This is a genomic window from Streptomyces sp. A01 (genome assembly GCF_059026195.1).
In genome coordinates, this window is record NZ_JBWLKN010000004.1 from 294,828 (window position 1) to 316,455 (window position 21,628).

Annotated in this window: 16 protein-coding genes; 11 read left to right on the top strand and 5 right to left on the bottom strand. The window is 72.7% G+C overall.

Annotated elements, in window-relative coordinates:
* Window positions 1-121 precede the first annotated feature (121 nt).
* Window positions 122-1,282: a CapA family protein gene (locus tag AC5P1B_RS07415; RefSeq protein ID WP_493885740.1), complete on the top strand. Its 1,161-nt coding sequence runs from the start codon at window positions 122-124 to the stop codon at window positions 1,280-1,282.
* Window positions 1,283-1,402: 120 nt separating this feature from the next.
* On the opposite strand, the gene AC5P1B_RS07420 is transcribed toward AC5P1B_RS07415, so the two are convergent.
* From AC5P1B_RS07420 to AC5P1B_RS07430, 3 genes are read right to left on the bottom strand one after another with little or no spacing between them, the layout of a single operon-like run.
* The gene (locus AC5P1B_RS07420) at window positions 1,403-2,212 is read right to left on the bottom strand and encodes a hypothetical protein (RefSeq protein WP_493885741.1); all 810 of its coding nucleotides are present in this window, start codon (window positions 2,210-2,212) and stop codon (window positions 1,403-1,405) included.
* The gene (locus tag AC5P1B_RS07425; protein ID WP_493885742.1) at window positions 2,196-2,774 is read right to left on the bottom strand and encodes an RNA polymerase sigma factor; all 579 of its coding nucleotides are present in this window, start codon (window positions 2,772-2,774) and stop codon (window positions 2,196-2,198) included. Before AC5P1B_RS07425 ends, AC5P1B_RS07420 begins: the two co-directional genes overlap by 17 nt.
* Window positions 2,771-2,923 carry a hypothetical protein gene (locus AC5P1B_RS07430; protein WP_493885743.1) on the bottom strand — a complete coding sequence of 51 codons (153 nt, stop codon included), beginning with the start codon at window positions 2,921-2,923 and terminating at the stop codon, window positions 2,771-2,773. Before AC5P1B_RS07430 ends, AC5P1B_RS07425 begins: the two co-directional genes overlap by 4 nt.
* 331 nt (window positions 2,924-3,254) lie before the next feature.
* Here AC5P1B_RS07430 and AC5P1B_RS07435 point away from each other — a divergent pair, with 331 nt between their 5' ends.
* The 4 genes from AC5P1B_RS07435 (at window position 3,255) to AC5P1B_RS07450 (ending at window position 9,350) form a co-directional block, all read left to right on the top strand.
* Window positions 3,255-3,734, top strand: coding sequence for an OsmC family protein (locus tag AC5P1B_RS07435; RefSeq protein WP_493885744.1), 480 nt, complete (start codon window positions 3,255-3,257; stop codon window positions 3,732-3,734).
* Window positions 3,735-3,919: 185 nt separating this feature from the next.
* Window positions 3,920-5,119: an acyl-CoA dehydrogenase family protein gene (locus tag AC5P1B_RS07440; protein ID WP_493885745.1), complete on the top strand. Its 1,200-nt coding sequence runs from the start codon at window positions 3,920-3,922 to the stop codon at window positions 5,117-5,119.
* A gap of 168 nt (window positions 5,120-5,287) precedes the next feature.
* Window positions 5,288-7,651, top strand: coding sequence for a serine/threonine-protein kinase (locus AC5P1B_RS07445; RefSeq protein WP_493885746.1), 2,364 nt, complete (start codon window positions 5,288-5,290; stop codon window positions 7,649-7,651).
* A gap of 106 nt (window positions 7,652-7,757) precedes the next feature.
* The gene (locus tag AC5P1B_RS07450; protein WP_493885747.1) at window positions 7,758-9,350 is read left to right on the top strand and encodes a phytoene desaturase family protein; all 1,593 of its coding nucleotides are present in this window, start codon (window positions 7,758-7,760) and stop codon (window positions 9,348-9,350) included.
* 216 nt (window positions 9,351-9,566) lie between these two features.
* Here the strand turns inward: AC5P1B_RS07450 and AC5P1B_RS07455 are convergent, their stop codons facing one another.
* Entirely contained in the window at window positions 9,567-11,786 is a 2,220-nt protein-coding gene (locus AC5P1B_RS07455) for an NADP-dependent isocitrate dehydrogenase (protein ID WP_493885748.1), read from the bottom strand.
* A gap of 534 nt (window positions 11,787-12,320) precedes the next feature.
* Here AC5P1B_RS07455 and AC5P1B_RS07460 point away from each other — a divergent pair.
* From AC5P1B_RS07460 to aroQ, 3 genes are all read left to right on the top strand, one after another.
* Window positions 12,321-13,424: an NAD(P)H-dependent flavin oxidoreductase gene (locus AC5P1B_RS07460; protein WP_493885749.1), complete on the top strand. Its 1,104-nt coding sequence runs from the start codon at window positions 12,321-12,323 to the stop codon at window positions 13,422-13,424.
* Window positions 13,425-13,568: 144 nt separating this feature from the next.
* Complete coding sequence (locus tag AC5P1B_RS07465) at window positions 13,569-15,122, top strand: acyl-CoA synthetase (RefSeq protein WP_493885750.1); 1,554 nt, start codon at window positions 13,569-13,571, stop codon at window positions 15,120-15,122.
* A gap of 449 nt (window positions 15,123-15,571) precedes the next feature.
* Window positions 15,572-16,219, top strand: a complete 648-nt coding sequence (aroQ, locus tag AC5P1B_RS07470) for a gamma subclass chorismate mutase AroQ (RefSeq protein ID WP_493885751.1) — start codon at window positions 15,572-15,574, stop codon at window positions 16,217-16,219.
* Window positions 16,220-16,457: 238 nt separating this feature from the next.
* On the opposite strand, the gene AC5P1B_RS07475 is transcribed toward aroQ, so the two are convergent.
* Window positions 16,458-18,110: an acyl-CoA synthetase gene (locus tag AC5P1B_RS07475; protein WP_493885752.1), complete on the bottom strand. Its 1,653-nt coding sequence runs from the start codon at window positions 18,108-18,110 to the stop codon at window positions 16,458-16,460.
* 171 nt (window positions 18,111-18,281) lie between these two features.
* Here AC5P1B_RS07475 and AC5P1B_RS07480 point away from each other — a divergent pair, with 171 nt between their 5' ends.
* From AC5P1B_RS07480 to AC5P1B_RS07490, 3 genes are all read left to right on the top strand, one after another.
* Window positions 18,282-19,271 carry a crotonase/enoyl-CoA hydratase family protein gene (locus AC5P1B_RS07480; protein WP_493885753.1) on the top strand — a complete coding sequence of 330 codons (990 nt, stop codon included), beginning with the start codon at window positions 18,282-18,284 and terminating at the stop codon, window positions 19,269-19,271.
* 78 nt (window positions 19,272-19,349) lie between these two features.
* A complete protein-coding gene (locus AC5P1B_RS07485; protein ID WP_493885754.1) occupies window positions 19,350-20,561 on the top strand; it encodes a Zn-ribbon domain-containing OB-fold protein in 1,212 nt (403 codons plus the stop codon).
* A complete protein-coding gene (locus tag AC5P1B_RS07490) occupies window positions 20,561-21,625 on the top strand; it encodes a thiolase family protein (protein WP_493885755.1) in 1,065 nt (354 codons plus the stop codon). The genes AC5P1B_RS07485 and AC5P1B_RS07490 overlap by 1 nt, the downstream gene beginning before the upstream one ends.
* Window positions 21,626-21,628 lie beyond the last annotated feature (3 nt).

The window sequence follows — 21,628 nt, forward strand, 5'->3', positions numbered from 1 at the left end:
GGGGCCGGATGGCGGTACGGGCTCCCTCGTTCGGGCGTCTCCCGTGGCGTGGCGCCCATATCCGGCAAATCCTCTTACCTGACAGGGCTTCAACCCAGGTGATTCAGTGAGGGGCGAGTCGGTGACGAAATGGATACGCCGTGGGGCGGTGCTGATAGCCGCCGGCGTACTGGCCGCGACAGCGGCGTGCACGGACCGGACAGACACGATCGGTGAGGGGAAAGCGGACCCCGGCTCGAAGGACGCCTCCCCGAGAGCGGCTCCCAAGCGGGGCGGCTTCAGCCTGGTCGCCACGGGGGACCTTCTCGTCCACAAGTCGGTCATCCGCCAGGCGCGCGCCGACGCCGACGGCTCCGGCTACGACTTCCGCCCGATGCTCGCCGCCGCCAAGCCGATGGTCTCCCAGGCCGACCTGGCGCTCTGTCACATGGAGACGGTGTACGGGCCCAAGGGCGGCCCGTACACCGGGTACCCGCTCTTCAGGACCCCGCAGCAGATCGCCGAGGCGGTGCGCGACATCGGCTACGACGCGTGCTCCACGGCCTCCAACCACACCCTGGACGCCGGTTCGCGAGGGGTGACCCGCACCCTCGACGCCATGGACGCCGCCGGGCTCCAGCACGCGGGCTCCGCCCGCTCCGCGCGTGAGCGCGCGCGTCCCACCCTGCTGCGGGCGGGTGGTGCCACGGTCGCCCAGCTCGCCTACACCTATGCCACCAACGACATCCCCGTGCCCGAGGGCAAGCCCTGGCTCGTGAATCTGCTCGACCCGGACCGCGTCATCGCCGACGCCCGCGCCGCGCGGCGCGCCGGGGCCGACGTGGTGGTGGTCAGCGTCCACTGGGGCACCGAGTGGCGGCAGGCCCCCGACCGCGACCAGCTCCTCCAGGCCCGGCGGCTGACCGCGGCCAAGACCGGCGGCCGCCGCGACATCGACCTGGTCATCGGCACCCACAACCACGTGCCGCAGGCGTACGAGAAGGTCAACGGCACCTGGGTGGTCTACGGTCTCGGCGACCAGATCGCGGGCCGGATGACCGACTCCCGCGGACAGCTGGGTACCGCCGCCCGCTTCACGTTCGTCCCGCCGGGCGAGCGCGGGGCCGCGTGGAAGGTGAAGAAGGCCGAGTACATCCCGTACGCGATGGAGAACACACCGCGCCTCAGGCTCGTCGACCTCACCAAAGGACCGGCCGCCGGCCGCGACGACGCGCGTGAGGAGATCCGCGAGGCGGTCCTCAGCCGTGGCGCGGACAAGGACGGGCTGCGCATGGGCAGGTGACCCGCCGTGTGCTCCCGTGCCGCCCGGCGGAGGGCGGCACGGGAGCACACGGCGGGCGTGGGCGTCCCCTGGGAGCCGGACCAAGTGGGCCCGGCCCCCAGGGGAGGCGCCGCCGACGGCTCAGGACCGGGTCGCGAGGCCCGCCGCGAGCGCGGGCGGGGTGCCGCCCGGCCGACGGCGCCGGCGGGTGAGCTCGGTCCGGTCCGATCTGCTGGGGCCGGGCTGGGCGGGGGCGGAGGGCGTCGTGGTGAGCACGGCGATGCGCGTGGCGAAGTCGGGTTCGGGAAGGGGCAGATCGACGTCGGGGTCGTCGGTGAAGTCCACCGCGCGCGGAACGTAGGCGAGGACCGCCCTGGTGATATCCGAGCGCGCACGGCCCGTACTGAGCGCGCGCAGCACCCGCAGGGCGATGGCCATCTCGTGGTCGGTGGCGGCGTCGGGGCGCTCGTGGTCGACGACGGGCGGTACGGCGGCGCTCGCCTGGTCGTGCCACCAGTTGAGCCACCAGTGGGCCTGCGCCTCCTCCCCGGCGGCCTGGTGGTGCAGGTAGAGGCAGTAGGCGGCGGCGGGATCGCCCGCACCGGCGGCGAACTGCCACCAGAACTGGGCGCTGTCCTCGTGGGCGGCCAAGTGCAGCACGCACCCGAGGACCCGGGCGCCCTGGGGTTCGAGTATCCGGCGGGTGAGGAATTCCCGGAGGTGGACCAGCGCACCCTCGCGAGCGAAGATCGCCTCACATAAGGTCCACAGGTCCCGGGACATCCGCTCGCCCGCCCCCGGAGACGATGCCGCCGTCTCGCACTGGGCGCCCGGCGCGGTGTGGGAGCCGGAGAGGCGGGCGGCGATGCGCGCTTCGGCCGCCCGGACGTCGGTGGGTGGCTGGGGAGCCACCAGAGCCCGGGCGAGGACCTGGTCAATCAGTGAGGTCATGAGTATTTCCTTTGTCGCTTTCCCAGAGTGGGGCCAGGGCGCGGCGGGCGTTGCGCGCGAGGGAGCGGGCACCGGCTTCGCTGATGCCGAGATGGGTGGCGACCTCGGCGTAGCTGTAGGCGAGGTACCAGTGGAGGATGACGACGTCCTTCTGACGTGGAGAGAGCCGCTGGTTGACGGCCTCGGACAGCGTCAGGCTCTCTTCGAGCTGCGCGATCCCGTCGGGGGCCTCCCGCAGCGCGAGCGCGTCGAAGGCCGCGTTGTCCAGCAGGGACGGGCGGCGCCGACGTGCTCGCGCCAGGTCTATGGCGCGGTTCTTCATCACCTGCCACGCGTACGCGGCCGGTTTCTCCATCGTCAGCACGTGCGACCAGCAGCGGGCCAGCTGCTCGAAGGCCTCGTCGACGGCCTCCTCGGCGTCCGTGTGGTTGCCCAGGAGGACCGTGGCGCGCCGGATGTAGGCGGGGCGATGGATCTCGTGGAACGCCCGGAAGTCCAGAGGCAGGTCGTCGGGGGTCAAGGGAGTCGTCGTCCGGCGTGAGGGCGGGAATTCTCTCGTCATGCCCCCTCCCCGTTACTGCGGTGCAGTTCGGCCGCGCCGACGCGTACACCCGCTGCGGCCGCGCGGCGCAGCAGGGCCATCAGGTCGCTGCCGAACACGCGCACCCCGATCACCGCGGTCACGAGGTCAGCTACGAGTTGAAGATTCACGAACGTTGGTCCTCTGGTCGTATCGCGCGGCTGCCCCGTCACCCACCCCGCACAGGCGCCTTGTTGCGCCCTCGCACCTCTAGCGCTCACCGACGCCTGTTCGTGCACCATTCGTGTCAACTTTCTTACGGAGTAGGGCAGTCCGGTGATGCGTGCCTGGGAAACCGCGGTGTGCGGCGCCTGCCGCTGGGCGCTGGTGAGCCCCTTGTCCCCGCGTGCTCAGGGGATGTCCCGCCCCGCCATGGGGCGACGGCGGCCACGGGCGCGACGTCCGGACAGCGGCGCGCCGGCGCCCGAGGGGCCGGACTCCGCACGGCTTAAGCTCTCCGCCATGACGCCAACGCATACCTACGATGTCACGGTCGAGTGGACGGGCGACCTCGGATCGGGAACGGTCGACTACCGGTCGTTCAGCCGTGCCCACGAGGTACTGGCGGACGGCAAGACCGGGATCGCGGCCTCCTCCGACCCGGCCTTCCGCGGCGACCCGACGCGCTGGAACCCCGAGGAACTGCTCACCGCATCCGTCGCCCAGTGCCACATGCTCTGGTATCTCCATCTCTGCGCCGCCGGCGGGGTCACCGTCATCGACTACGAGGACCGCGCGCACGGGGTGATGACGATGGACGAGAGCGGGGGCGGGGGCCGGATCACCGAAGTCGTCCTGCGGCCCGAAGTGACCGTCGCCGACGCGTCGATGGCGCAGAAGGCGCGTGCGCTCCACGGCGACGTGCCCGCACTCTGCTTCATCGCGCGCTCGGTGAACTTCCCCATCACCCACCTGCCCGTGATCCGCGTCCAGGGGGAATGAGCGGGCTCACTCCGGCACGGGCGCGGCCCGACCGCACCGGCCGCGCCGCCCCGCACCGGCACGCGGCCATCGCTTCCGTATTGCTGCAACACGTTCTACTCTGCCCACCGGTTCCCGGTCGCCGCGGGCGAGTTCGAGACCTCGGCGGCCGTCACGGGAGACCCAGGCGACCGAAGGAGCGGACCGTGCACCTCGCCTACACGCCCCAGCAGGAGCGGTTACGCGCCGAGTTGCGCGCGTACTTCGCCGGACTGGCCCCGGACGACGCCCGCACCGGCCACGCGGGGCCCGCAGAGCAGAAGCGCTACTACCGCGACACCATCCGCCGTCTGGGAGACGACGGGTGGCTCGGCGTCGGCTGGCCCAGGGAGTACGGCGGCCGGGGCCTGACCCCGATGGAGCAGTTCCTCTTCTTCGACGAGGCCGCCCAGGCCGGGGTGCCGCTTCCGCTGATGGCGCTCAACACCGTCGGGCCGACGATCATGCGGCACGGCACGGCGGAGCAGAAGGCGTACTTCCTGCCCCGCATCCTCTCCGGAGAGATCGACTTCGCCATCGGCTACAGCGAGCCCAGCGCCGGCACCGACCTCGCCGCACTGCGCACCCGGGCCGTGTGGGAGGCCCCGGACACCGACGGCGGGGAAGGCCACTACACCGTCACCGGGCAGAAGATCTGGACGACGAACGGCGACAGCGCGGACTGGGTCTGGCTCGCCGTGCGCACCGACCCCGAGGCGAAGCCGCACCGGGGCATCAGCATCCTCCTCGTACCGACCACCGACCCCGGATACTCCTGCACCGTCATCCACACGCTGGCCTCGCACCACACCACCGCCAGCTACTACGACGGCGTCCGCGTCCCCGAGAGCCGCCGGGTCGGCGCGGAGAACGAGGGCTGGCGGTTGATCACCCACCAGCTCAACCACGAGCGCGTCACCCTCGCCGCCCACGGGACGACGGCCATCCGCGCACTGCGCGACGTGCGGAACTGGGCCGCGGCGACCAAGCTCGCCGACGGCCGCCGGGTCATCGACCTGGGCTGGGTACGCGGACGCCTCGCCCGTACCCACACCAGGCTCGACGCGATGAAGCTGCTCAACTGGCAGATGGTGGACGCGCTCCAGCGCGACATCCTCACGCCGCAGGACGCCTCGGCCGTCAAGGTGTACGGCTCGGAGGCCCGGCGCGACGCGTACGCCTGGCTGATGGAGGTCGTCGGCGCGGCGGGGCCGCTCCAGGAGGGATCGGCGGGCGCGGTGCTGCACGGCGAGCTGGAGCGCGGCTACCGCAGTGCCGTCGTGTTCACGTTCGGTGGTGGGAACAACGAAATCCAGCGAGAGATCATCTCCTGGATTGGTCTCGGTATGCCCCGCGTCCGCCGCTGACGCGACGCGGTCAGCCCCTGACGTACGGGGACGCATGGGGACGCGGCCCGTTCCGGAAGGTGTGCCGCCCCTTACTCGCCCGTCCTCGCCTTCATGCCGCGCGGCCCGGCGGCCATACTGGACAGGCTGGGGAGGGCACAGCGACACAGACGGGGGCGGCGGCGTTTCATGGCGGACACCAGGCTGATTCAGGGCCGGTACCAGCTGCTTGAGCTCATCGGGCGCGGCGGCATGGGTGAGGTGTGGCGGGCTCGTGATGAATCGCTCGGCCGACTGGTCGCCGTCAAGTGCCTGAAACCCATGGGCCCGCAGCACGACCAGTCCTATCTGCGGGTGCTGCGCGAACGTTTCCGGCGCGAGGCGCAGGTCGCCGCCTCGCTCCAGCACCGGGGCGTGACCGTCGTGCACGACTTCGGCGAGTACGAGGGCGTCCTCTACCTCGTGATGGAACTGCTCGACGGCCGCAACCTCAGCCAGCTGCTCGACGACCACCAGCCGCACCCGCTGCCCGTCGCCGCGGCCGTGGACATCGCCGAGCAGGTCAGCGCCGCCCTCGCGTACACCCACCGGCAGGGCATCGTGCACCGCGACCTGAAGCCGGCGAACATCATGCGGGTCGCCGACGGCACGGTGAAGATCTGCGACTTCGGCATCGCCCGGCTCGGCCACGACATCGGCTTCACCTCCCGGCTCACCGGCACCGGCATCGCCATGGGCACCCCGCACTACATGTCGCCCGAGCAGATCTCGGGAGGCGTCGTGGACCACCGCAGCGACCTGTACTCACTGGGCTGTGTGCTGTACGAGCTGGCCACCGGCGCCCCGCCCTTCGACCATGAGGACGCCTGGGCCGTCCTCGTCGGCCACCGTGACACGCCACCCGAGCCGCCCCGCCGCCACCGCCCCGAGCTTCCCGAGCCCTTCGAGCTCGTCGTCCTCGACCTGCTCGCCAAGGACCCCGCGCGGCGCCCCCTGGACGCGGCGGCGCTGGGCGAGCGCATCGCGGCGTCCCGCCCGCTGGGTCCCGCACACCGTTCGCCTCACTGGCCGCCCACCCGCTCACACGCCCCACCACACACGGCGCCCACCGCCGGGACCGGGCAGGGCGGCGACCAGGGAGTGCCGGCCGTTCTCGCCCAGGCGCCGGGCTTTCCCACCGCGAGTATGGCCGAGCGGACCGGCGCGGCCCTGGCCCCCGCCCCGGCCGGGCCGGGCCAGCTCCCCGGCTGGGCCCGGCACATGACGACCGGCTCCAAGGCCATGGGCACCGGATCGGTGCGCGCCGCCCCGCTGGACCAGGCCGCGGGCCTCACCGGTTCGTGGACCGGTCCGCTGGCCACGCAGTCCGTGCCGCCAACAGCCGGACCGGAGCGCCCCACCCCGCCGCCCGGCCTCCTCGACCGGCTGGCCGTCCAGCACCACGCCGGGCTCAGCTTCGCCAGACTCGGCCGCTGGGAGGAGGCGGGAGAGGTGCACCGGGCGGTCGCCGCCGACCGGGAGCGCGCCCTCGGCCCCGACCACCCGGACACCCTCGCCAGCCGTTACGAGATCGCGTTCACCCTCGGACGGCTCGGCCGCCCCGCCGACGCGCTCGCGGAGTACGGGCAGGTGGCCGCGGGCCGCGAACGGGTGCTCGGCGCCGACCACCCCGACACGCTCGCCGCCCGCCAGGAGACCGCGTACGTACTCGGCCAGCTCGGCCGCCATCTGGAGGCCCATCAGGTCTACACCGCCGTGCTCGCCGACCGGGAACGCGTCCTCGGCCCCGATCATCCGGACACGCTGCGCTGCCGCCACAACCTCGCCTTCAACCTGAGCCGCCTCGGCCGCCTGGAGGAGTCGTACCGGATGGCGCATGAGGTCGCCGCCGCGCGCACCCGCGTCCTGGGCGCACAGCATCCGGACACCCTGGTCACGCACTACGAGGTGGCGTACGCGCTCGGGCAGCTCGGCCGCTGGGAGGAGGCCCTGCTGACCTACCGGCAGGTCGCCGCCGCCCGCGAGAGGGCCCTGGGCGCCGACCACCCCGACACCCTCGCCGCGCGGTACGAGGTGGGCATCAGCCTGGGCCGCCTGGGCCGCAGCGCGGAAGCGCTCGACCTCTACCGCGCCCTCGCCGAGGACCGTACGCGCGTGCACGGCGCCGCCGACGCGGAGACGCTCCGCGCCCGGCACGGCCTGGGCGTCAACCTCGGCCGCCTCGGGCGCTGGGAGGAGGCACTGGCCGAGGCACGCGACGTATGCGCCATCCGCGAGCGGGTTCTCGGCCCCGACCACCCGGACACCCTGGTCAGCAGGCGGGAGGTGGCGGTGGGGCTGGGCTGGCTCGACCGCTGGCCGGACGCCCTCGCTGTCTACCGGCAGGTCGCGGAGGCGCGCTCCCGCGTCCTTGGCGACGATCACCCCGACACGCTCGCCAGCCGCAACGACGAGGCCCAGTGCCTGGAGCGGCTCGGCCGCGACGACGAGGCGGTCGCCGCCTACCGCCAGGCCGCGGCCCTGCGCGACCGCGGCGGCCCGCACACCACCTGACCCGCAGCGGCCGTGGCGCCCCAGCCGCGGCCTCCCAGCCCCGGCCACCCGCCCCGACCGCCCAGGCGGCCTGGTCCGGCCGCGGCCGACGTGTTAGTCGTAGGCCATGCCGCGAAGCGATGCGTACGACGTCGTCATCGTCGGAGGCGGGCACAACGGGCTCGTCGCCGCCGCCTACCTCGCCCAGGCCGGGCGGAGCGTCCTGGTGCTTGAGCGCCTGGACCACACCGGCGGCGCGGCGGTGTCAGCGCGGCCGTTCGCCGGGGTGGACGCCCGGCTCTCCCGCTACTCCTACCTGGTCAGCCTGCTGCCGCCGAAGATCGTGCGCGACCTGGGGCTGCGCTTCGCCGTACGCGAGCGCTCCGTCTCCTCGTACACCCCCGCCGTGCGCGACGGACGCGACACCGGGCTGCTGATCGGCGGCGACCCGGACAGGACCCGGGAGGCGTTCGCCCGGCTGACGGGCTCGGACCGGGAGTACGCGTCATGGCAGCGGTTCTCCGCGATGACCCGGCGCGTCGCCGAACGCGTCTTCCCGACCCTCACCGAGCCGCTGCCGAGCAGGGCCGCGCTGCGCGCCGCGATCGGCGACGACGACGCCTGGCAGGCACTGTTCGAGCGGCCGCTCGGGGAGGCGATCGAGGCGTACTTCGCCGACGACCTGGTGCGCGGCGTGGTGCTCACGGACGCGCTGATCGGGACCTTCGCCGACGCCCACGACCCCGCTCTGCGCCAGAACCGGTGCTTCCTGTACCACGTCATCGGCGGCGGCACCGGCGACTGGAATGTGCCGGTGGGCGGCATGGGAGCGTTCACCGACGCGCTGGCGGACGCCGCGCGCCAGGCGGGAGCGGAGATCGTCACGGGGTGCGAGGCGACCGCGATCGCCACCGACGGCACACGGGCGGAGGTCGGCTACCGGTACGACGAGCAGGCGGGCGCCGGGGCAGGGGAGGCGGCGGAGGGCACCGTGGCGGCGCGGCGGGTGCTCGCCGGGGCCGCCCCGCATGAACTCGCGAAGCTGCTCGGCGAACCGCCCTCCGCCGCGCTGCCCTCCCCGCAGGGTGCGCAGTTCAAGGTGAACATGCTGCTCACACGGCTCCCCTCGCTGCGCGACCGGTCCGTGGACCCCCGTGCGGCGTTCTCGGGCACCTTCCACGTCGCCGAGGGGTACGAGCAGCTGGCCACCGCCTACCGGCAGGCCGCAGCAGGCGAGCTGCCGCACGCGCCGCCCTCGGAGATCTACTGCCACTCGCTGACCGACCCGTCGATTCTCGGCCCCGGACTGACGCGTACGGGCCACCAGACGCTGACCCTCTTCGGGCTGCACACGCCCGCGGCCCTGTTCGCCACGGACCATGACGCCGTACGCGACGAACTCCTGAAGTCCACCCTCGCCCAGCTCGACGCGCACCTCGCCGAGCCGATCGCCGACTGCGTCGCGCTCGACGCGCTGGGCGCACCGTGTATCGAGGCGAAGACCCCGCTGGACCTCGAACGGGAGTTGAGGCTGCCCGGCGGCAACATCTTCCACCGCGACCTGGCCTTTCCGTACGCGGGAGACGGCACAGGGCGGTGGGGCGTGGAGACCGCGCACGCCAATGTGCTGGTGTGCGGCGCCGGAGCGGTCAGGGGCGGCGGGGTGAGCGGGGTGCCCGGCCACAACGCGGCGATGGCCGTCCTGGAAGCGGACCGCTGACCGCGCGGGGGCGCCGGCCACCGGCCCGGCGCTGCCCGCGAACACGGGACCGCCCCGGCTGGGCGTGGCCCGGCCGGGGCGGAACAGGTGCGAGGGGAGGGCGGCCGCCCGGGCGGCGGAAGACCCCGAGGGGCCCGCGCCGGTCGATCGCCGCAGGGGCGATCAGCGCGACCTGGGCGGCCGCCCTCCTCACCCGCGCCTCTCCGCGGCTCCGCGTCAGGCGAGCATCGCCAGGGCCTGCTTGAGGGTCGCCGACGGACGCATGACGGCCGCAGCCTTGGCCGGGTCGGGCTGGTAGTAGCCGCCGATGTCGGCCGGGGAGCCCTGCACCGCGATCAGCTCGTCGACGATGGTCCGCTCCTTCTCGGCCAGCGTCTTGGCCAGGGGCGCGAACGCCTCGGCGAGCTGCGTGTCAGCGGTCTGCTTCGCCAGCTCCTGCGCCCAGTAGAGCGCCAGGTAGAAGTGGCTGCCGCGGTTGTCGATGCCACCCAGCTTGCGGCTCGGCGACTTGTCCTCGTTGAGGAACGTGCCGGTCGCGCGGTCGAGGGTGTCGGCGAGCACCTGGGCGCGCGCGTTGTCCGTGGTCTGCGCGAGGTGCTCGAAGCTGACCGCCAGCGCGAGGAACTCACCCAGGCTGTCCCAGCGCAGGTAGTTCTCCTTGACGAGCTGCTGGACGTGCTTGGGAGCGGAGCCACCGGCACCGGTCTCGAACAGTCCGCCACCGTTGATGAGCGGGACGACGGAGAGCATCTTCGCGCTCGTGCCCAGCTCAAGGATCGGGAACAGGTCGGTCAGGTAGTCGCGCAGCACGTTGCCGGTCACCGAGATGGTGTCCTCGCCCCGGCGGATGCGCTCCAGGGAGAACGCGATCGCGTCGACCGGCGTCATGATCTCGATCCGCAGCCCGTCGGTGTCGTGCTCGGCGAGGTACGTCCTGACCTTCCCGATGAGGTTCGCGTCGTGCGCGCGGCCCTCGTCCAGCCAGAACACGGCCGGGTTGCCGGTCGCGCGGGCGCGGGTGACGGCGAGCTTGACCCAGTCCTGGATCGGCAGATCCTTGGTCTGGCACATCCGGAAGATGTCACCGGCGCTCACCGTCTGCTCCAGCACGGCGTTGCCGCCCTCGTCGACGACCCGCACCGTGCCGGTGGTGGGGACCTCGAAGGTCTTGTCGTGGCTGCCGTACTCCTCGGCCGCCTGTGCCATGAGACCGACGTTGGAAACCGAGCCCATCGTCGAGGGGTCGTACGCGCCGTTCGCGCGGCAGTCGTCGATGACGACCTGGTAGATGCCCGCGTAGCTGCTGTCGGGGATGACCGCGAGGGTGTCGGCCTCCTGGCCGTCCGGACCCCACATGTGACCGGAGGTGCGGATCATGGCCGGCATGGAGGCGTCGACGATGACGTCGCTCGGTACGTGCAGGTTGGTGATGCCCCGGTCGGAGTCGACCATCGCGAGCTCGGGGCCCTCGGCGAGCTCGGCCTCGAACGACGCCTTGATCTTCGCGCCCTCGGGCAGCGACTCCAGGCCGTCGAGGATTCCGCCGAGACCGTCGTTCGGGGTGAGACCGGCGGCGGCGAGCGTCTCGCCGTACGCGGCGAACGTCTTCGGGAAGAAGGCCCGCACCACGTGGCCGAAGATGATCGGGTCGGAGACCTTCATCATCGTGGCCTTCAGGTGCACCGAGAACAGCACGCCCTCGGCCTTGGCGCGGGCGACCTGCGCGGCGAAGAACTCGCGCAGTACCGCCACGCGCATGACGGACGCGTCGACGACCTCGCCCGCGAGCACGGGAACCGACTCACGCAGGACAGTGGTGGTGCCGTCGTCCCCCACGAGCTCGATGCGCAGCGCGCCGGCCTCGGCGATGACCACGGACTTCTCGGTCGAACGGAAGTCGTCCGCGTCCATGTGCGCGACGTTGGTCTTCGAGTCCGCCGTCCACGCGCCCATCCGGTGCGGGTGCGCCTTGGCGTAGTTCTTGACGGACGCGGGCGCGCGGCGGTCGGAGTTGCCCTCGCGCAGCACCGGGTTCACGGCGCTGCCCTTGACCTTGTCGTAGCGCGCGCGGACGTCCTTGTCCTCGTCGGTCTTCGGGTCGTCCGGGTAGTCCGGCAGCGCGTATCCCTGCTCCTGCAGCTCGGCGATGGCCGCCTTCAGCTGCGGGATCGAAGCCGAGATGTTCGGCAGCTTGATGATGTTCGCCTGGGGCGTCTTCGCCAGCTGACCGAGCTCAGCGAGTGCGTCATCGATACGCTGGCTCTCCTGAAGACGCTCGGGGAAGCTGGCGATGATCCGCCCCGCCAGAGAGATGTCGCGGCTCTCCACACGGACCCCGGCCGTCGAGGCGTACGCCTCGACCACAGGCAAGAACGAATACGTCGCCAGGGCCGGGGCCTCGTCAGTGTGCGTATAGATGATGGTCGAGTCAGTCACCGGTGCTCCGCTCCACGTCTGCAACATTGCTCGACATCAAGATATCCCGTGACCGACCTCCCCTCGACAGGGCCCTGCCCACCCGTGGCGGAAACGCGTCATCGTTGTCCAACTGGTGGACAGGAGGGCGGGAGGCGCTACGGGATGGGGCGGGCGGGGACACGGTCGGGAGGCCGCCCGGCGCCGGAGGTCCGGGCTCGCGCCGTCCGCCCGGTGGCCTCTGCCGGCCGCGCCCCGGTGGCCGGTCCGCCTCGGCGCCGTTGTGGCCTTTGGTCTATTTTTTCTCGCTTTTCTCGTTTTTAATCGATGTCCTCTGGGCGTCTCCGTGTCGCCGAGGGGGCGGCCGCCGCGCGGCGCGGGAGGGTGGCTCGCCGTGCGGCTCGCGCGGGTCACCGGGTCACGCGGCGAGAACTGACACGAGTACCCGACACGAGTACCCGACACGAGTACCTGGCGCGAGAATCTGACCGAAGAACTGACACAGCATCAGAAAATCTCTTCCCTCCTCTGTCGGGCTGCGGCATCCTGCCGCCCATGGAGACGGACCTGAGCAGAACGCTCGGAGCCGAACACGCCATCTTCGGCTTCACGCCCTTCCCCGCCGTGGCCGCCGCGATCACCCGGGCCGGTGGCGTCGGCGTACTCGGCGCCGTACGGTATTCAGCCGCCGGGGAACTGGCGCGCGACCTGGACTGGATACAGGAGCACACCGACGGCAAACCGTACGGCGTGGACGTCGTCATGCCCGCGAAGACGGTGCGCGGGGTCACCGAGGCCGACATCGAAGCGATGATCCCCGAGGCGCACCGGGCGTTCGTCCGCGACACTCTCGCCCGGCACGACGTCCCCGGCCTCGCCCCCGGTGAGAGCACGGGCTGGCGCATCACTGGCTGGCTGGAGCAGGTGGCGCGCTCACAGACCGATATCGCGCTGGAATACCCGGTCAAGCTGCTGGCCAGCGCGCTCGGCCCACCACCGGCCGACATCATCGAGCGCGCGCACGCGCGGGGTGTTCTCGTCGCCGCGCTCGCCGGAAGCGCCCGGCACGCCAGATCGCACCGCGACGCGGGCGTCGACATCGTCGTCGCCCAGGGATACGAGGCCGGGGGCCACACCGGGGAGATCGCCTCCATGGTCCTCACGCCCGAGGTCGTGGCCGCGGTGGACCCGCTGCCCGTCCTCGCCGCGGGAGGCATCGGCAGCGGCGACCAGATCGCGGCGGGGCTCGCGCTCGGCGCGCAGGGCGTCTGGCTCGGCTCCCTCTGGCTGACCACAGAGGAGGCGGACCTGCACTCCGCGGCGCTGACCCGCAAACTCCTGGCCGCCGGGTCCGGCGACACCGTCCGCTCCAGGGCGCTGACGGGGAAGCCCGCGCGGCAGCTGCGCACCGAGTGGACCGAGGCGTGGGACGGCCCGGAAGGGCCCGAGCCGCTGCCCATGCCGCTCCAGGGGCTGCTGGTCGCCGATGCCGTCTCCCGCATCCAGAAGTACGAGGTGGCCCCGCTGCTGGGCACGCCGGTCGGCCAGATCGTCGGCCGCATGGACCGGGTACGCGGCGTACAGGCCGTCTTCGACGAACTGACCACCGGCTTCGAGCGTGCCCTCGACCGGCTCAACCGCGTCGCCGGCCGCGACTGAGCCGACGGCCGTGCGCGGGGCGGGGCCCAGTCGGTGGCGACGAGCACGCCGGGCCGCCCGCGTCGGCACCGGCACGCGCGCACGCTTACACGTACGGGGCCGCTCGTACGCCAGTGCCCGACCTCCCGGAAGGAGCCGCACCGCATGACACACCCCCCGAACGGGTTCTGGGCACAGGCCACGGCCAACCCCGATGCCAGGGCCCTGGTCGCCCCCGGTGGCGAGGAGTGGACCGCGGCCCGGCTGCACGCCCAGTGCAATCAGCTCGTCGGTGGCCTGCGAGACGCCGGGATGCGACCGGGCGACGCCTTCGCCGTGGTCCTCCCCAACGGCCCCGAGCTGCTGACCGCCTACCTGGCCGCCGCGCAGGCCGGGTTCTACCTCGTCCCCGTCAACCACCATCTGGTCGCCCCGGAGATCGCCTGGATACTCGCCGACTCCGGCGCCCGCGCCCTGATCACCCATGAGCGGTTCGCCGTCGCCACGCGGGTCGCCGCGGACGAGGCGGCGGTGCCCGGTGAGCACCGGTACGCGGTGGGGCGGGCCGGCGGCTTCAGGCCGTACGGTCAGCTCCTCGCGGGACAGCCGCCCGAGCCGCCCGCCGACCGCACCGGCGGCGCCGTCATGAACTACACCTCGGGGACCACGGGCCGCCCGCGCGGCATCCGCCGCCCCCTGCCGGGCACCCCACCGGAGAACGGCCATCTCGGGGGATTCCTCGGCTTCTTCGGCATCGCGCCGTTCGACGGCCACATCCACCTGGTGGGCTCGCCGCTCTACCACACGGCGGTCCTCCAGTTCGCCGCGGCCGCCCTGCACATCGGACACCCCCTGGTGCTGATGGACCGGTGGACGCCGGAGGAGATGCTGCGCCTGATCGACACGTACCGCTGCACGCACACCCACATGGTCCCGACCCAGTTCCACCGGCTGCTGGCGCTGCCACCCGCCGTGCGGAAGGCGTACGACGTGTCCTCGATGCGGCACGCCATCCATGGCGCCGCGCCCTGCCCCGAGCACGTCAAACGGGGCATGATCGACTGGTGGGGGGAGTGCGTCGAGGAGTACTACGCGGCCAGCGAGGGCGGCGGGACATTCGCCACGGCCGCTGACTGGCTGCGCAAACCGGGCACCGTCGGCAAGCCCTGGCCGATCAGCGAGATCGCCATCCTCGACGACGAAGGCGAGCGACTGCCCGCCGGTGAACTCGGCACCGTCTACCTGAAGATGAACACGGGCGGCTTCACGTACCACCGGGACCAGAGCAAGACCCGGCAAAGCCGCGTCGGCGACTTCTTCACCGTCGGCGACCTGGGCTTCCTGGACGAGGACGGCTATCTCTACCTGCGGGACCGCAAGATCGACATGATCATCTCGGGCGGCGTCAACATCTACCCTGCGGAGGTCGAGTCCGCCCTGCTGACCCACCCGGCCGTCGCCGACGCCGCCGTCTTCGGAACGCCGCACGACGACTGGGGCGAGCAGGTCAAAGCCGTCGTCGAACCAGCCGCCGGTTACCAGGTCGGCCCCGGCCTCGCCGACGCGATCCTGGCGCACTGCGGCCAACGGTTGGCGAGCTACAAGCGGCCGGCCTCGCTGGATTTCATCACCGACATGCCCCGCGACCCCAACGGCAAGCTCTACAAGCGAATACTGCGCGAGCGGTACGGGGGCGGCGCCGCCGACCGGGCGGTGTGACCTGGGCATCCGGAGTGCCCGGCGGATCACACGTGCCCGGCATCGGGCGTGCCCTGTCAGGGGCGCGAGGAACCGCGCGACGAGCCACGACGTACCCGCGGTCCGCGGCGCACGGGCAGGGGCTCGCTTCCACGCGTGTTCCGCCGGAGGGGGATAGGCGTCCTCTCCTGGCAGCCAGGCTCACCGGCGTTGGGCTGTGCCCTGTCAGGGGCGCGAGGAACCGCGCGACGAGCCACGACGTACCCGCGGTCCGCGGCGCACGGGCAGAGTTCCGCCGCACGGAGCGGCGCGCCCCGACGCGGAGCTGTGGCGCGGGGGCCCGCGGGGCCCGTGCGCGTGGCGCTTAGGCTCCTCGCGAGGGCTGGTCACGGTCCGACACGTCGTCACGGGCTCGACCCGCCACGTCGCAAAGAACTGATCCGCCACGTCGCCAAGAGAAGGGCACATCCGTGCGTTTGAGGAGTCTCCCCGGCCAGCTGCTGATCGCCACTGCGGCCATGGTCGCCCTGGCCACCGCGGCGAGCGGCGCCGTCGCGGCGCCAGGGCAGGTCAGCCGCCCCGCCGCCACGACCGCCGTCGCGCCCGCGCCCGCGTGGAACGCCGGAGACGTACGCGCCGGGCTCCGGCCGCTGGCCGAGCTGTCCGCGCGGCGGCTGCTGACGGCCGACCTGGTGGCGGCGGCGAAGTGGGGCACGGGCAGCCCCATCGACGACCCCGCACGGGAGCGGCAGGTCCTGGACGCCGTCGCCCAGCAGGCGCGTGAGGTGGGTGGCGACCCCGAGGTGACGGTGCGCGTCTTCCGTGACCAGATCGAGGCGAACAAGGTGGTCCAGCGTGGCCTGCACCGCCGCTGGGAGGCGGACCCGGCGCAGGCACCCGCCGAGCGCCCGGATCTGGCGAAGGTCCGGTCGGAGATCAACCGGATCAACGGCGAACTCGTGCGCGCCATCGCCGAGTCCGACTCCGCTCGCTCCGCGCCGGTGTGTGACGGCGTCCTGCTCGCCGAAGGCGTCCGCGTACGGCACGTGAAGGGGCTCGACATCCTGCACAGCGTGGCGCTGGCGCGCGCGGTGAACTCGGTGTGCGGCGCCGGATAGCCAACGCTGGAGACGTCGCTCCGCAAGCGCGGCGGCTCCGGCACACGGCACCCGGAGCGCAGACCCCGGCGCGGCGCACTCCCGCACTCCGGGGCGGGGGGAGCGGGGTAGCTGGGGAGCGAAGGTGCGCGGGCAGGCGCTGTCGTCGCGACGGCGTGCGGGCGAGCGGCCAGCCGACCCCGTGCCGTGCCCAGCCTGCGCCGTGCCCAGCCCGTGCCATGCCCGTCCTGAGCCGTGCTCAGTCCGTGGCGGCCAGTGCCACCGCCCGCGCCCACCGGTAGTCCGCCTTGCCGCTCGGTGAGCGCTCGACGCGGTCGGTGAACACCACGTCGCGGGGAACCTTGTAGCCCGCGAGCCGTTCGCGGCAGTGGGCGCGGATCTCCTCGGCGGTGGGCGGGGCAGTGCCGGCCCGGGGTTGGACGACGGCCGCGACGCGGTGTCCCCAGCGTGCGTCGGGAACGCCGGTGACCAGGGCGTCGTAGATGCCGGGGTGCGCCTTGAGGACCTGTTCGACCTCTTCGGGGAACACCTTCTCGCCACCGGTGTTGACGCACTGCGATCCCCGCCCGAGCACCGTCACCACGCCGTCGGCGTCCAGGGTCGCGAGGTCGCCGAGCAGGACCCAGCGCTCACCGTCCGCCTCGAAAAAGGTCTCGGCGGACTTCTCGGGGTCGTTGTAGTAGCCGAGCGGTACATGCCCGCGCAGGGCGACGCGACCGGTCTCACCGACCCGGGCCGGTTCGCGCGTGGCGGGGTCCACAACCGTCGTGCGGGCGTTCATCCGCAGCCGGAAGCCCGCCACGGGCCCCGAGTCGTCGGTGGCGGTGCCGTTGAATCCGGATTCCGAGGAACCGAAGTTGTTGAGCAGCATGGCGTGCGGGACGAGCGCCGCGAACTGTGCCCGCACCGTTTCCGACAGGACAGCTCCCGAGCTGCTGACGCTGAACAGCGATGAGCAGTCGGTGCCGCGCAGCGGGCCGGACAGCGCGTCGACCAGAGGCCGCAGCATCGCGTCGCCGACGAGCGACACGCTGGTGACCCGCTCCCGCTCGATGGTGCGTAAGACCTCCTCCGGTACGAACTTGCGGTGCAGCGCCACCTTCTGGCCGAAGTTGAACGCGATGAGCGCGGTCAGGGTGGATGTCCCGTGCATCAGCGGCGGGGTGGGGAAGAAGACGAGCCCATCGCCCCCTTCCGCCACGCGCTCGGCCAGTTCCTCGGGGCGCGTCACGGGCTCACCGGTCGGCGCGCCGCCGCCGAGGCCGGAGAAGAACAGGTCCTCCTGCCGCCACATCACCCCCTTGGGCAGGCCGGTGGTGCCGCCGGTGTAGATGATGAGCTGGTCGTCGGCGGAGCGGGGCGGGAAGTCGCGTATGGGTGAGCCGGATGCCTCGGCGTCGGCGAAGGGGACCGGAGCGGGATGCGGAGCGGGGTGCGCGTCCTGGTCGTCGGCGGACACGCCATCGGAGGGCGGGCCGCCGACTGTGATGAGGTGGCGGGGGCCGCCGGTGCCGGGGAGCGCGGCGGCTACCCGCCCGGTGAACTCGGCGTCGAAGACCAGCGCCGCGAGGTCGGCGTCCCGGTAGAGGTACCGCAGCTCATCGGCGACGTAGCGGTAGTTGATGTTCACGGGGACAGCGCGGATCTTCAGGCTTGCCCAGAGGGTCTGGAGGTATTCGACACCGTTGTAGAGATGCAGCCCGACGTGATCGCCAGGACGAACGCCCTGGTCCGCGAGGTGGTGGGCGAGCCGGTTGGCGGCCGCGTCGAGTTCCGCGTACGTCAGGCGGCGCACGGCTCCGCTCCCGGGATGGTCGAGGTACACCATCGCCTCGCGGTCCGGGACGGTGTCGACGACCGACTCGAACAGATCGGCAAGGTTGTACTCCACGGTTCCTCCTGACCTCGCGACGGGGGAGGCGCTGCTGTCGGCCATTAGAGCGCCGCGCCGAGGCCGGGGGGAAGCCGCCCGGCGAAGAAATCTGACTGATAGTCAGATAACTCTTGAAGTCGGCCGACGCCTCCTGCAACCTGTTCACGGTCACCGGACGGGAGGACTGTCATGGGCGACGAAGACGATGCCGGCGCTCGCCCCGCAGCGGGCGCCCGCGCCACACCCGACACCCGCACCACACCCGACACCCATGCCACGCCGGACACCCGAGCCGCACCGGGCGCCGGAGGCGCACCGGATGGCGCGAGTGCCGGACCAGCGGCACGTCAGGACGCGCGGCCGGGCGGCGGACCGGAGCCAGGCCCGCCGGAACACCTCACCGTGGAGCGCGTCGGCGCCACGCTCGTCCTCACCCTGAACCGCCCCGAGGCGAAGAACGCGCTCTCGCTGCCGATGCTCGTCGGCCTGTACGACGCCTGGATGACGGCCGACGCCGACGACGCGGTCCGCTCCATCGTGCTGACCGGCGCGGGCGGCTGTTTCTGCTCGGGAATGGACCTCAAGGCCCTGGCCGGGGCGGGCCTGCCGGGGGACGGGTACCGCGACCGGCTCGCCGCCGACCCCGATCTGCACTGGAAGGCGATGCTGCGCCACCACCGGCCACGCAAGCCGGTCATCGCGGCGGTGGAGGGCGCCTGCGTGGCGGGCGGCACGGAGATCCTCCAGGGCACCGACATCCGTATCGCGGGGGAGAGCGCCCTGTTCGGCCTGTACGAGGTGCGGCGCGGTCTCTTCCCGATCGGCGGCTCCACGGTGCGCCTGGCCCGCCAGATCCCCCACACCCACGCACTGGAGATGCTGCTGACCGGGCGGCCCTACCCGGCTCACGAGGCGGCGCGGATCGGGTTGATCGGCCATGTCGTTCCGGATGGCACAGCGCGTGAACGAGCCCTGGAGACAGCCGAGTTGATCAATGCCAACGGGCCGCTCGCCGTGGAGGCGGTCAAGCGTTGCGTCTACGACACGGCCGGGCTGACCGAGGCCGAGGGGCTGCGGCTGGAACTGGAGCGCGGCTGGCCCGTCTTCGGGACAGCGGACGCCAAGGAGGGCGCACGAGCCTTCACCGAGAAACGCCCGCCCGTCTACCGCCGCGCCTGACCCGGCAACCCGGCCCCGCGCCCGACCCGGCACCCGGCCCCGCACCGGCCGCGAGGCCACAAGGAGACGGATACGCCCATGACCACCCCGCACCCCGCGACCGGACCCCGGCCTTCCGCCACCCCGGCCCCTGCTCCCGACGGCACCGCTTCCGATGCCCCCGCTCCCGCCGAGGTCCCCGCGCCCGGGGCGCCGCAGCTGAGCGCGCCGCTCGTCGTCGAGTTCCCCTTCACCCGCTCCCTCGGGCCGGTGCAGAGCGCCTTTCTCACCGGTCTGCGGGAGCGCGTCATCCTGGGCGTACGGACCACCGGCGGACGGGTGCTGGTGCCGCCCGTCGAGTACGACCCCGACACCGCCGACGAGCTGAGCGACCTGCGTACGGTGGGCGAGCGCGGCACCGTCACCAGCTGGGCCTGGAACCCCGCGCCGCGTCCGGGCCAGCCGCTGCCGACCCCGTTCGCCTGGGTGCTGGTGCGCCTTGACGGGGCGGACACCGCCCTGCTGCACGTCCTCGACCCGCCGCCGGGCCCCGACGGGCGGCCCCCTGGCCCGCACGCCCTGCGGACCGGCATGCGGGTCCGCGTGCGCTGGGCAGGGCAGCGCACCGGCGCGATCACCGACATCGCCTGCTTCGAACCCTGCCCCGAGCCCGGCACCGACACCCTCGGCGTCGCGGATGGCGCGCTCACGCCCGCGCCCGCACGCGTAGCCCCGTACGAGGACACCCACGGGGCAGTGGACGAGGCAGCGCGGGAGGACGCGCGGGCGGACGCCGGGGGGAGCCGCCCCGGAGCGCTCGGCCGGCCGCACGACGGGGTGTTCACCGGCCCCGTCACCGGCCTGGTCGTCCCCGCCCGGCTCGACTACCGCTACACCCCCGGCCGCGCCCAGTCCCGCTACCTCACCGCCCTCACCCGGCAGAAGATCATCGGGGAGCGCTGCCCCGCCTGCCGCAAGGTCTACGTACCGCCCCGGGGCGTCTGCCCCACCTGCGGCGTCGCGACCGGCGAACAGGTCGAGGCCGGGCCGCGCGGCACCGTCACCACCTTCTGCGTCGTCAACATCAAAGCCAAGGGCGCCGCCATCGACGTGCCGTACGTCTACGCGCACATCGCACTCGACGGCGCCGACCTCGCCCTGCACGGCCGTGTGGACGGCATCCCCTGCGACGAGGTGCGGATGGGCCTGCGCGTCGAACCCGTCTGGGTCCCCGGCGTCCGCTACCCCGACCACTACCGGCCCACTGGCGAACCCGACGCCCACTACGACCGGTACAAGGAGCTGCTGTGATGCGGGACGTGGCGATCGTCGCCTTCGGGCAGAGTGACCACCGGCGCGACAGCAGCGAGGTCTCCGAGCTCGAAATGCTCATGCCCGTCCTGCACGCCACCCTCGCTCAGGTGGGGCTGGCGCCGGGGGAGGCCGACTTCACCTGCTCAGGCTCCAGCGACTACCTCACCGGGCGCGCCTTCACGTTCACGATGACCCTCGACGGGGTGGGCGCGTGGCCGCCGGTCGCCGAGTCCCACGTCGAAATGGACGGGGCGTGGGCGCTGTACGAGGCGTGGGTGCGGCTGCGCGCGGGCGAGGCGCGGACCGCGCTCGTCTACGCGCACGGCAAGTCCTCGGCGGGCGAGCTGCGCGACGTACTCAGCCGCCAGCTCGACCCGTACTACCTCGCCCCGTTGTGGCCCGACAGCCTCGCTCTCGCGGCACTCCAGACGCGTGCCATGCTCGACGCGGGGCTCACCGACGAACCGTCGCTGGCGGCCATCGCCGCCCGCAGCCGCACCGACGCGCTGGCCAACCCGCACGCCCAGCTGCGGGGTTCGCCCGCACCGGAGGCGCTGCTCACCGAGGAGTACGTGCAGCCTCCGCTGCGCCGCCACGACTGCCCGCCCGTCTCGGACGGCGTGGCCGTCGCCGTCCTCGCCGCCGGGGACACCGCACGCGCGCTGTGTGCCCGGCCCGTGTGGATACGCGGCATCGACCACCGGGTGGAGCCGCACAGCCTCGGTGTACGCGACCTCACCGACTCGCCGTCGACGCGGCAGGCCGCGGACCACGCCGGGGCGTTCGACGCGCCTGTCGACACCGCCGAACTGCACGCGCCGTTCAACGCGCAAGAGGTCATCCTGCGCTCCGCGCTGCGCCTTGACGACGCCACCCGCGTCAACCCGTCCGGAGGCGCGCTCGCCGCCAACCCGGTCATGGCGACAGGGCTGGTGCGGATCGGGGAGGCGGCCGCCCGTATCCGGCGCGGTGACTCCGCCCGCGCCCTCGCCCACGCCACCTCCGGGCCCTGCCTCCAGCAGAACCTGGTCGCCGTCCTGGAAGGGGACCCCACCACATGAGCG

Excerpts from the sequence above, each read along its gene's own strand:
- AC5P1B_RS07445 (WP_493885746.1), top strand. The coding sequence starts at position 5,288 with ATGGCGGACACCAGGCTGATTCAGGGCCGGTACCAGCTGCTTGAGCTC.
- AC5P1B_RS07460 (WP_493885749.1), top strand. The coding sequence starts at position 12,321 with ATGGAGACGGACCTGAGCAGAACGCTCGGAGCCGAACACGCCATCTTC.
- AC5P1B_RS07420 (WP_493885741.1), bottom strand. The coding sequence starts at position 2,212 with ATGACCTCACTGATTGACCAGGTCCTCGCCCGGGCTCTGGTGGCTCCC.
- AC5P1B_RS07450 (WP_493885747.1), top strand. The coding sequence starts at position 7,758 with ATGCCGCGAAGCGATGCGTACGACGTCGTCATCGTCGGAGGCGGGCAC.
- AC5P1B_RS07425 (WP_493885742.1), bottom strand. The coding sequence starts at position 2,774 with ATGACGAGAGAATTCCCGCCCTCACGCCGGACGACGACTCCCTTGACC.
- AC5P1B_RS07485 (WP_493885754.1), top strand. The coding sequence starts at position 19,350 with ATGACCACCCCGCACCCCGCGACCGGACCCCGGCCTTCCGCCACCCCG.
- AC5P1B_RS07465 (WP_493885750.1), top strand. The coding sequence starts at position 13,569 with ATGACACACCCCCCGAACGGGTTCTGGGCACAGGCCACGGCCAACCCC.
- AC5P1B_RS07435 (WP_493885744.1), top strand. The coding sequence starts at position 3,255 with ATGACGCCAACGCATACCTACGATGTCACGGTCGAGTGGACGGGCGAC.
- AC5P1B_RS07480 (WP_493885753.1), top strand. The coding sequence starts at position 18,282 with ATGGGCGACGAAGACGATGCCGGCGCTCGCCCCGCAGCGGGCGCCCGC.
- AC5P1B_RS07490 (WP_493885755.1), top strand. The coding sequence starts at position 20,561 with ATGCGGGACGTGGCGATCGTCGCCTTCGGGCAGAGTGACCACCGGCGC.